This window comes from Streptomyces sp. NPDC037421 (genome assembly GCF_055602105.1).
The window spans coordinates 30571-41088 of record NZ_JBVJWV010000048.1 but is presented as its reverse complement, the minus strand read 5'-3'; the positions used below and the strand labels follow the sequence as shown (position 1 = coordinate 41088).

At 70.8% G+C, this 10518-nt stretch carries 9 protein-coding genes; 3 read left to right on the top strand and 6 right to left on the bottom strand.

From position 1 onward, the window contains the following. Positions 1–187 precede the first annotated feature (187 nt). Complete coding sequence (locus ACZ7IF_RS36460) at positions 188–655, bottom strand: RDD family protein (RefSeq protein ID WP_470980872.1); 468 nt, start codon at positions 653–655, stop codon at positions 188–190. Positions 656–841: 186 nt separating this feature from the next. Between ACZ7IF_RS36460 and glnA the strand changes: the two genes are divergently transcribed. Together glnA and ACZ7IF_RS36450 are read left to right on the top strand one after the other, a co-directional pair. Then, complete coding sequence (gene glnA / locus ACZ7IF_RS36455) at positions 842–2251, top strand: type I glutamate--ammonia ligase (protein ID WP_470980870.1); 1410 nt, start codon at positions 842–844, stop codon at positions 2249–2251. Between the two features lie 152 nt (positions 2252–2403). Continuing rightward, on the top strand, positions 2404–2682 hold the full coding sequence (locus ACZ7IF_RS36450; protein WP_470980867.1) for a hypothetical protein: 279 nt from the start codon (positions 2404–2406) through the stop codon (positions 2680–2682). Between the two features lie 43 nt (positions 2683–2725). Here ACZ7IF_RS36450 and ACZ7IF_RS36445 read toward each other — a convergent pair whose 3' ends face one another. Further along, the gene (locus ACZ7IF_RS36445; protein ID WP_470980864.1) at positions 2726–3379 is read right to left on the bottom strand and encodes a TetR/AcrR family transcriptional regulator; all 654 of its coding nucleotides are present in this window, start codon (positions 3377–3379) and stop codon (positions 2726–2728) included. A gap of 85 nt (positions 3380–3464) precedes the next feature. Between ACZ7IF_RS36445 and ACZ7IF_RS36440 the strand changes: the two genes are divergently transcribed. Next, positions 3465–4235: an SDR family NAD(P)-dependent oxidoreductase gene (locus tag ACZ7IF_RS36440; RefSeq protein WP_470980861.1), complete on the top strand. Its 771-nt coding sequence runs from the start codon at positions 3465–3467 to the stop codon at positions 4233–4235. Positions 4236–4320: 85 nt separating this feature from the next. Here ACZ7IF_RS36440 and ACZ7IF_RS36435 read toward each other — a convergent pair whose 3' ends face one another. The 4 genes from ACZ7IF_RS36435 to sucB form a co-directional block, all read right to left on the bottom strand. Next, on the bottom strand, positions 4321–4842 hold the full coding sequence (locus tag ACZ7IF_RS36435; protein WP_470980858.1) for a DUF4240 domain-containing protein: 522 nt from the start codon (positions 4840–4842) through the stop codon (positions 4321–4323). A gap of 114 nt (positions 4843–4956) precedes the next feature. Continuing rightward, entirely contained in the window at positions 4957–7638 is a 2682-nt protein-coding gene (gene aceE, locus ACZ7IF_RS36430; RefSeq protein WP_470980855.1) for a pyruvate dehydrogenase (acetyl-transferring), homodimeric type, read from the bottom strand. 279 nt (positions 7639–7917) lie between these two features. Then, the gene (locus tag ACZ7IF_RS36425; protein WP_470980874.1) at positions 7918–8544 is read right to left on the bottom strand and encodes a GntR family transcriptional regulator; all 627 of its coding nucleotides are present in this window, start codon (positions 8542–8544) and stop codon (positions 7918–7920) included. A 189-nt stretch (positions 8545–8733) separates the two neighbouring features. Continuing rightward, positions 8734–10509, bottom strand: a complete 1776-nt coding sequence (gene sucB, locus ACZ7IF_RS36420; RefSeq protein ID WP_470980852.1) for a 2-oxoglutarate dehydrogenase, E2 component, dihydrolipoamide succinyltransferase — start codon at positions 10507–10509, stop codon at positions 8734–8736. Positions 10510–10518 lie beyond the last annotated feature (9 nt).

Sequence of the window (10518 nt, the reverse complement as noted above, 5' to 3'; positions counted from 1 at the left end):
CCCCCCGCCCCCCCCCCCCCCCCCCCCCCCCCCCCCCCCCCCCCCCCCCCCCCCCCCCCCCCCCCCCCCCCCCCCCCCCCCCCCCCCCCCCCCCCGCCCCTGTGTGTATACGAGCGGTGTGTTCCGGCCACGGCCGCCGCACGCGTACGCCTCTACGCGCCGACGGCGGTGTGCCGGTGGTGTACCGCTAGATCCGGACCTGGACCGCGCCCGCGAGGCGGTCGTGCAGTCCGCGCCCGTCGCGGTCCCAGATCAGCGCCGGGACGACGAGGGCGAGCAGCAGGGTCCGCAGCACCACGCGGGGGATGCCCAGGCGGCCGCCGCCCTGCCCGATCACCCGGAGGCCGAGCATCCGCTTGCCGGGGGTGAATCCCACGGTGCCCACGGTCAGCAGGGTCAGGGAGAGGAAGAGCGCGAGCGTCCAGTTCCCCGCGGCGGCCAGATCGCCGTGGGTGATGAGCCCGTAGGCGATCAGCTGGCAGCCGATCCAGTCGATGAGGACGGCGCCGAGCCGGCGTCCGAAGCGGGCCGCGGAGCCGGGTCCCGACTGGGGCAGGCCGAGCCGCTGGCCCGGATAGCCGAAGTCGACGCCCATCTCCTCGGCGGCCGCGCGCGGGCCGGAGAGCCAGGAACCGATTGCTTGCCTGTTGTCCACTCCACCACGGTACCGGTGGTCCTCCACGGGACCTGGACCGGACCCTGGTTAACTTGTGCGAAACAAATGGGTCATGCTTGGGAAATCCCGTCTGCTTATGGTCGGGTCAGCGTGCGGCACCGCACTGACGCACCACGAGCTATAAAGCCCGTCCCTGCCCCGGGGAGCGGGAGTAGGAGGAGTTGGATGTTCAAGAACGCCGACGAAGTGAAGCAGTACATCGAGGAGAACGACGTCAAGTTCGTTGACGTCCGCTTCTGCGACCTGCCTGGTGTGATGCAGCACTTCACCATTCCGGCGCGAGCGTTCGACCCGGCGGAGGAGCTCGCCTTCGACGGTTCCTCGATCCGCGGCTTCCAGGCGATCCACGAGTCCGACATGGCGCTGCGTGCCGACATCAGCACCGCGCGTCTGGACCCGTTCCGCAAGGACAAGACGCTCAACATCAACTTCTTCATCCACGACCCGATCACGGGTGAGGCCTACAGCCGCGACCCGCGCAACATCGCCAAGAAGGCCGAGGCCTACCTCGCGTCGACCGGCATCGCCGACACCGCGTTCTTCGGCCCCGAGGCCGAGTTCTACGTGTTCGACAGCGTGCGCTTCGCGACCTCCGCGAACGAGGGCTTCTACCACATCGACTCCGAGGCCGGCGCCTGGAACACCGGTTCCGAGGAGAACAACCGCGGCTACAAGGTCCGCTACAAGGGCGGTTACTTCCCGGTCGCCCCGGTCGACCACTTCGCCGACCTGCGCGCCGAGATCTCCCTCGAACTGGACGCCCAGGGCCTCCAGGTCGAGCGCCAGCACCACGAGGTCGGCACCGGCGGCCAGGCCGAGATCAACTACAAGTTCAACACGCTGCTCGCCGCGGCCGACGACCTGATGCTCTTCAAGTACATCGTGAAGAACGTCGCCTGGCGCAACGGCAAGACCGCGACCTTCATGCCGAAGCCGATCTTCGGCGACAACGGCTCGGGCATGCACGTGCACCAGTCCCTGTGGGCCGGCGGCGAGCCGCTGTTCTACGACGAGGCCGGCTACGCGGGCCTGTCGGACACCGCCCGCTACTACATCGGCGGCATCCTCAAGCACGCCCCGTCGCTGCTCGCCTTCACCAACCCGACGGTGAACTCCTACCACCGCCTGGTGCCGGGCTTCGAGGCGCCGGTCAACATGGTGTACTCGCAGCGCAACCGCTCCGCCGCCATGCGCATCCCGATCACGGGCTCGAACCCGAAGGCCAAGCGCGTCGAGTTCCGCGCGCCGGACCCGTCCTCGAACCCGTACCTCGCCTTCGCGGCGCTGCTCCTCGCGGGCCTCGACGGTGTCAAGAACAAGATCGAGCCGATGGAGCCGATCGACAAGGACCTCTACGAGCTCTCGCCCGACGAGCACGCGAGCGTCCCGCAGGTCCCGACCAGCCTGGAGGACGTCCTCAAGGCCCTGGAGGAGGACCACGAGTACCTCCTCGCCGGCGGTGTCTTCACCCCCGACCTGATCGAGACCTGGATCGACTACAAGCGCACGCACGAGATCGCCCCGATCGCGCAGCGTCCGCACCCGCACGAGTTCGAGCTCTACTTCGACCTGTAAGAAGCCCAGGTCAGCGTAGGCAGGGAAGGCCCCCGCCGCTCTCTTTCGGAGAGTGGCGGGGGCCTTCTGCTTTTGACAGCCCGGCTGACCGGAGTGACGGTGGATAGGACCTAAAAGCCCGATAAGCGATACATGTTCGGAGGTGCATGAAGATGCGCCGTAGGATCGTTGGAGCCGTTGTCGCCGGGGCCGCCGGACTCACCCTGGGTCTGCTGCCGGTCGCGAACGCCTCCGCCCACGACGGTGGCTGGGACTCGCGCTCGGACTACCGCCACTCGAACCACTGGGACGATGACGACTGCGGTGGGAACGGCCGCTGGAGCGACCACGACCACGGCTGGAACGACAACGACCGGGGCCGTTGGGACAACGCCGACTGGCACGGCCACGGCGACGGCGACTGGTACGACGACTGGGGCGGCTGGCGCTGACCGCCGCGCCCGACCCCGCACCCACGGTGCCCCTGCCCCGCGCTCAGCGGAGCAGGGGCATCGCGCCGGTCAGCTCGCGCAGGGCGCGGACCGCGAGGTCCGCGGGGGAGCCGGGGCCCGCGACCGGGGCGTCGCCGGCGGACCAGAGCTCCAGTGAGACCCGGATCGCGTCCGTGGCGGCCGCCGCGAGCAGGCGTACCGACATCGGGTCCGCCTCCGGGCCGGCCAGCCGGGCCACCACCGGGACCAGACGCTCCTCGGAGTCCTGGTTCACCCGGTACCAGACCGCCCGCAGCGCCTCGTCGGAGGCGGCCGCGCGCAGCAGGCCGCGGGTGACCTCCAGTCCCTCCTCCACGGCCTGCGAGTCGCTCAGCGAGCGCGTCACCGCGCGCTCCAGCGCCTCCGCCAGGGGTGTGCCCGGGCGCTCCTCGGCGAGCAGCGCCCGCCAGGCGTCGCCGCCGCCCGCCAGCAGCGGGGCCACGGCCTCCTGCTTGTTGCGGAAGTAGCGGTAGAACGTGCGCAGCGCGACCCCCGCCCGGTGGGCGATGTCCTCGGCGGTGGTGCCGTCGGGTCCGTGCGCGGCGAACAGCTCGCACGCGGCGCGGGCGATGTCCAGCTGGGTGGCGGCCTTGCGGCGCTCCGTCAGCGACTGGGCTCCGGGGCCGCTCTGGGGGGAGTACGGGCGGGGAGATCTCACGGGTGAAGCCTACGCCAGGACCAGCCGAAGAATGCATTCCGTGCCAGTCTGGCAAAACGTGTCACACACTCGGTAGGCTCGCCCCATGAACCGTTACGAAGGACGTCGCGTCCTCATCACCGGCGGCGGCTCGGGCATCGGCCAGGCCACCGTCCACCGCATTCTCTCCGAGGGCGGCCGCGTCCACGCCGTCGACGTGAACGAGGCCGGCCTGAAGGCCACCGCCGAACAGGCGGCCACCGAGGGCCACGGCGACCGGCTGACCACCGCAGTGCTGGACATATCCGACGAGGCCGCCGTCAAGACGGGCGTCGCCGCCGCCGTCGACGCCCTCACCGGCATCGACGTACTGGTCAACGCGGCGGGCATCCTGCGCTCCGCGCACACCCACCAGACCACGCTCGACCTCTGGAACCAGGTGATCTCGGTCAACCTGACCGGCACCTTCCTGATGATCCGCGAGTCGCTCCCCGCCCTGCTGGCCGGCGAGCGGGGCGTCGTCGTCAACTTCAGCTCCACCTCGGCGAGCTTCGCCCACCCCTACATGTCCGCCTACGCGGCCAGCAAGGGCGGCATCCAGTCCATGACCCACGCGCTGGCCGCCGAGTACAGCAAGCAGGGCCTGCGCTTCGTCTCCGTGGCCCCCGGCTCCATCGAGAGCGGCATGACCACCGGCACCGGCCCCGGCCTGCCCGAGGACACCGACTGGAGCCTGTTCGCCAAGCTCGCCCCGGCCATCGGCCAGGGCTTCGCCGGCCCGCAGACCGTCGCCGGCGTCGTCGCGATGCTGGGCTCCGAGGACGGCGCCTTCATCACCGGCACCGAGATCCGCATCGACGGCGGTACGCACTACTAGGCCGTCTCTTTCGGATCTCGCCGGTCCAGCCCGCGTCGTCAGGCGAGATCCGGGGGAGTCGGCCTAGCCGTGGCCTAGCCGTGGCCTAGCCGCGGAAGCGGTCCCAGAGCCGGGGGAAGCGCTCCGCCAGCACGGCTTCGTTCTCGAAGTCCAGCGGGGTGCCCTCCGGCTCCTCCGCCTGCAACGGGATGCCCAGGTCCGGGGCCACCACCCCGGTGAGCTGCTCGTACGCCTCGTCGGCCGCGTACCCCAGCTCCTCGCCGTCCCCGTCGATCTCCTCGTCGAACTCGCCCAGCAGCTCTGCCAGCCGGTCCGGATCGTGCACCCCGCCCTCGAAGACCTCCCGGCCCTGCCCGATCAGCCAGCACCGGAAGTAGTCGAACGCGTCGTCGCTCGCGCCGTCGAGCAACACCCACGCCGCGCCCCACAGGTCCCAGGTGTACGCCCGGTTGTACCGGGACTCGAAGTGCCGCGCGAAGTCCAGCACGGAGTCGGGATCGAGCTGCGCCAGCCGTTCCACGAGCAGCTCGGCATGTTCCTCGGGGTCGCCCTCGGCGGCCTCGCGGGTACGGTCGACGATCTCCCAGAACTCCGTCTCGTCCATCACCGCTCCAGCATCACGGGTCCACCCCCACGCCGCCACCGCTCATACGGCCAAAGGCCGGTGTCCGACCCCCGTTGGGGGGTGGACACCGGCCTTCGGCACCGGGCGGGAAACGGCTCAGAGGCCGTAGCGCTCCCGGGCCTCCTTGACGGCGGACGCCGGAACCTCGCCGCGGCGGGCGAGCTGGGCCAGCGCGGCCACCGCGATCGACTGGGCGTCGACACCGAAGTGGCGGCGGGCGCCCTCACGGGTGTCGGACAGACCGAAGCCGTCCGTACCCAGCGAGGTGTAGTCCTGCGGGACCCACTGGCTGATCTGGTCCGGGACCTGGCGCATCCAGTCGGAGACCGCCAGGACCGGGCCCGGCGCGCCCTCGAGCACGCGGGTCACGTACGGGGTGCGCTCCTCGCCGCGCAGCAGCGCCTCGTCGCACTCCAGCGCGTCACGGCGCAGCTCGCCCCACGAGGTGGCGGACCACACGTCGGCGGCCACGTTCCAGTCGGCGGCGAGCAGCCGCTGCGCCTCCAGGACCCAGTGGATCGCCGTACCCGAGGCCATCAGCTGGATCTTCGGGGCGTCGGCGGCCGGGGAGGCCTCCAGGCCCGCGGCCGTGTTGAAGCGGTACAGACCCTTGAGGATGCCCTCCTCCACGCCCTCGGGCATGGCCGGCTGGACCTTCGGCTCGTTGTAGACCGTCAGGTAGTAGAAGACGTCTTCCGGCTGCTCGCCGTACATCCGGCGCAGACCGTCCTTGACGATCACCGCGATCTCGTACGCGAAGGCCGGGTCGTAGTTGAGCGACGCCGGGTTCGTGGACGCGATCAGGTGCGAGTGGCCGTCCGCGTGCTGGAGGCCCTCACCGGTCAGCGTGGTGCGGCCGGCGGTGGCGCCGACGATGAAGCCCTTGCCGAGCTGGTCGGCGAGCTGCCACATCTGGTCGGCGGTGCGCTGCCAGCCGAACATCGAGTAGAAGATGTAGAACGGGATCATCGGCTCGCCGTGCGTCGCGTACGACGTGCAGGCGGCGATGAAGTCGGCCATGGCGCCGGCCTCGGTGATCCCCTCGTTGAGGATCTGGCCGTCCTTGGCCTCCTTGTAGTACATCAGCTGGTCGCGGTCGACCGGCTCGTACGTCTGGCCCAGCGGCGAGTAGATGCCGGCCGACGGGAAGAGGGACTCCATACCGAAGGTACGGGCCTCGTCGGGGACGATCGGCACCCAGCGCTTGCCGGTCTCCTTGTCCCGCATCAGGTCCTTGACGAGGCGGACGAAGGCCATGGTGGTGGCCATCTCCTGCTTGCCGGAACCCTTGATCAGCGGGGCGAAGGAGCGGTCGGCCGGAGCCGGCAGGGCCACGTGGTGGACCTTGCGGGCCGGGGCGGGGCCGCCGAGGGCCGCGCGGCGCTCGTTCAGGTACCGCACCTCGGGGCTGTTCGCGCCGGGGTGGCCGTACGGGACCTTGCCGTCGGCGAAGGCGCTGTCCGGGATCGGGAGGCCAAGGAGGTCGCGCATGTCCTTGAACTCGTCGATCGTCAGCTTCTTCATCTGGTGGTTCGCGTTCTTCGACTCGAACCCGGCACCCAGCGTGTAGCCCTTGACGGTCTGCGCGAGGATGACCGTCGGCGCGCCCTTGTGCTCCAGGGCGGCCTTGTACGCGGCGTACACCTTGCGGGGCTCGTGGCCGCCGCGGGAGGTGTGGAAGCACTCGGCGATCTTCGCGTCGGACAGTACGCCGGCCAGCTGCACGAGCTCGGCGTTGACGCCGAAGAAGTGCTGGCGGATGTAGGCCACGTCGCGGGTCGCGTACGTCTGGAACTGCGCGTCCGGTACCTCGCGCAGGCGGCGTACGAGGGCGCCCGTGGTGTCGAGCTGGAACAGCTCGTCCCAGGCGGTGCCCCACAGGGTCTTGATGACGTTCCAGCCGGCGCCGCGGAACTGGGCCTCCAGCTCCTGGACCACGCGGAAGTTGGCGCGGACCGGGCCGTCGAGGCGCTGCAGGTTGCAGTTGATGACGAACGTCAGGTTGTCGAGCTGCTCGCGGGAGGCCAGGGCCAGGGCGGCGGTCGACTCGGGCTCGTCCATCTCGCCGTCGCCGAGGAAGGCCCAGACGTGCGAGTTGGAGGTGTCCTTGATCCTGCGGTTCTCCAGGTAGCGGTTGAAGCGCGCCTGGTAGATCGCGGAGAGCGGGCCGAGGCCCATGGAGACCGTGGGGAACTCCCACAGCCACGGCAGGCGCCGCGGGTGCGGGTAGGACGGCAGGCCGTTGCCGCCGGACTCCTGGCGGAAGTTGTCGAGCTGCTGCTCGGAGATCCGGCCGTCGAGGAAGGCGCGGGCGTAGATGCCGGGGGAGGCGTGGCCCTGGATGTAGAGCTGGTCGCCCGATCCGTCGGCCTCCTTCCCGCGGAAGAAGTGCTGGAAGCCGGTCTCGTACAGCCACGCGGCGGAGGCGAAGGTGGCGATGTGGCCGCCGACGCCGTACTTGGAGCCGCGGGTCACCATGGCGGCCGCGTTCCAGCGGTTCCAGGCGGTGATCTTGGCTTCCATCTCCTGGTCGCCCGGGAACTCGGGCTCCGCGGAGGTGGGGATGGTGTTGACGTAGTCCGTCTCCAGCAGCTTCGGCAGGGCGAGGCCGGCGGCCTCGGCGTGCTGGAGGGTGCGGCGGAGCAGGTATTCGGCGCGGCGCGTACCGGCGGCCTTGGCGACGGCGTCGAGAGAGGCCGCCCATTCGGCGGTCTCCTCGGTGTCGCGGTCCGGGAGCTGGTCGAGCTCGCTCGGAAGCTTTCCTACGGGGTCGGACATCGGTGTGCGCCGCCTTCCGGACAAAGGAGAGGAGGTGGTGAAGAAAACCCTGACGGGCAGGACAGGGTCGATGGACCCGGTTGGGGCCCGCAGTGACTGTAAATCCCTGATCGATGATCGATCAAATAAAAGTGACGAATATTCGACGCTGTGACGAAAGTCGGCACCCGGTGCCATGAACTCAGGCACCCGGTGCCGGTTTCATCAGTACATGCCACCGGGCCTGCGATCCGCTGGAGGATCGCTAAAAACCCCAGGTCAGACTGGGTCGGACAGGGGTCACGCGCTGCGCGGGGCGCAGCCCAGGACGTGCCGCTTCACCAGGACGCCGATATCGGGGTCCTGGCTGCGGAACGCCGCGACGAGGGCCTCGTGCTCCTCCGCGTAGGACTTCTGGACGGTTCCCAGCCACCGGATGGACAGCGCGGTGAAGACCTCGATGCCCAGGCTCTCCCAGGTGTGCAGCAGCACGCTGTTCCCGGCCGCCCGCACCATCTCGCGGTGGAAGCCCACCGTGTGCCGCACCTGCGCCGTGCCGTCCTGGATCCGGTCGGCCTCCCACAGGGCCGCCACGTGCGGCTCCAGGGCCGAGCAGTCGGCCGCCAGCTTCGGGGCGGCCAGCTCGGCCGCGATCTGCTCCAGGCCGGCCCGGACCGGGTAGATCTCCTCCAGGTCGGCCGCGGAGAGGTTCCGTACGCGGACGCCCTTGTTCGGCGCCGACTCGATCAGCCGCAGGGTCTCCAGCTCGCGCAGCGCCTCGCGCACGGGCGTCTGGCTGACCTCCAGCTCGACGGCGATCCTGCGCTCGACGATCCGCTCACCGGGCTTCCAGCGGCCGCTGACGATCCCCTCCACGATGTGCTCGCGGATCTGCTCGCGCAGCGAGTGCACGACGGGTGGGGTGATCATCGGGTTTCAACTCCTGTGTGTGCGGACACGCGGGGCCTGATGCCTAGACAATAAGGCCGCCCCGGCCTGCTCCGATGCGTTCGCGGTCAGGGACGCAGGGTGAGGCTCGTTACAACGACGGCGCCCCCGCCCGGACGAATCCGGACGGGGGCGCCGCGAGCGACAGCCGGGGCTGTGCGCCGGGCCCTACAGGCCGAGCTCGACCTCGAACTCGCCGGCCTCCAGGATCGCCTTGACGGCGGTGAGGTACCGGGCCGCGTCCGCGCCGTCCACCAGGCGGTGGTCGTAGGACAGGGTCAGGTACGTCATGTCGCGGACGCCGATGACGGTGCCCTCGGGGGTCTCGATGACCACCGGGCGCTTGACCGTGGCACCGATGCCCAGGATCGCGACCTGGTTCGGCGGAACGATCACCGTGTCGAACAGCGCACCGCGCGAGCCGGTGTTGCTGATGGTGAAGGTCGCGCCGGACAGCTCGTCCGGGGTGATCTTGTTGCCGCGGACCTTGCCGGCCAGGTCGGCCGTGGCCTTGGAGATGCCCGCCAGGTTGAGGTCACCGGCACCCTTGATGACCGGGGTCATCAGGCCCTTCTCGGAGTCCACGGCGATGCCGATGTTCTCCGAGTCGAAGTAGGTGATGGTGCCCTCGTCGTCGTTGATCCGGGCGTTGACGACCGCGTGGGCCTTCAGCGCCTGGGCAGCGGCCTTGACGAAGAACGGCATCGGGGACAGCTTGACGCCCTCGCGGGCGAGGAAGCCGGCCTTGGCCTTCTCGCGCAGCTGCATGATCTTGGTGATGTCCACCTCGACCACGGAGCTGAGCTGCGCCTGCGAGTGCAGGGCCTTCATCATGTTGTCGCCGATGACCTTGCGCATGCGGGTCATCTTGACCGTCTGACCGCGCAGCTCGGACACCGCGGCCGGAGCCTTGGCGGCCGGGGCGGCAGCGGCGGCGGCCGGAGCCGGGGCAGCGGCCGCGGCCTTGGCGGCCTCGGCGGCGGCCAGGACGTCCTGCTTGCGGATACGGCCACCGACACCGGTGCCCGTGACCGTCGACAGGTTGACGCCGGACTCCGAGGCGAGCTTGCGCACCAGCGGGGTCACGTACGCGCCCTCGTCGCCGGAGACGGCGGCGGGAGCGGGAGCGGCCGGGGCGACCGGAGCCGGGGCGGCGACCGGGGCCGGAGCGGCCGGGGCGGCGACCGGGGCCGGAGCGGCCACGGGGGCGGCCGGAGCCGGAGCGGCGGCGGCCGGGGCGGCCACGACCGGAGCCGGGGCGGCGACCGGAGCGGCCGGGGCGACCGGAGCGGCCGGGGCCGGGGCAGCGGCGGCGGGGGCGGCGGCCGGAGCCGCGCCCGCGACACCGATGACGGCGAGACGGGCGCCGACCTCGGCGGTCTCGTCCTCACCGACCAGGATCTCCAGCAGGGTGCCGGAGACCGGCGCGGGGATCTCGGTGTCGACCTTGTCCGTGGAGACCTCGAGCAGCGGCTCGTCGGCCTCGACGGACTCGCCGACCTCCTTCAGCCAGCGGGTGACGGTGCCCTCGGTGACGGACTCGCCCAGGGCGGGCAGCACGACATCGGTGCCGGACGCGGCCGGAGCGGCGGCGGCCGGGGCAGCCGGGGTCTCGGCCGGTGCGGGGGCGGCCGGGGCCTCGGCGACCGGAGCCGGAGCGGCAACGGTCTCGGCAGCCGGGGCCGGAGCCGCGGCCGGGGCGCCGGAGCCGTCGTCGATGACGGCCAGCTCGGCGCCGACCTCGACGGTCTCGTCCTCGGCGACCTTGATGGAGGCCAGGATGCCGGAGACGGGGGAGGGGATCTCGGTGTCGACCTTGTCGGTCGAGACCTCGAGCAGCGGCTCGTCGGCCTCGACGCGCTCGCCCTCGGCCTTGAGCCAACGGGTGACAGTGCCCTCGGTGACGCTCTCGCCGAGCGCCGGAAGGGTTACGGAAACCGACATGGTTTCAGT

Bases quoted from the DNA above. Each gene is read 5' to 3' on its own strand.
- glnA (WP_470980870.1), top strand. From the start codon at position 842: ATGTTCAAGAACGCCGACGAAGTGAAGCAGTACATCGAGGAGAACGAC.
- ACZ7IF_RS36450 (WP_470980867.1), top strand. From the start codon at position 2,404: ATGCGCCGTAGGATCGTTGGAGCCGTTGTCGCCGGGGCCGCCGGACTC.
- ACZ7IF_RS36440 (WP_470980861.1), top strand. From the start codon at position 3,465: ATGAACCGTTACGAAGGACGTCGCGTCCTCATCACCGGCGGCGGCTCG.
- aceE (WP_470980855.1), bottom strand. From the start codon at position 7,638: ATGTCCGACCCCGTAGGAAAGCTTCCGAGCGAGCTCGACCAGCTCCCG.
- sucB (WP_470980852.1), bottom strand. From the start codon at position 10,509: ATGTCGGTTTCCGTAACCCTTCCGGCGCTCGGCGAGAGCGTCACCGAG.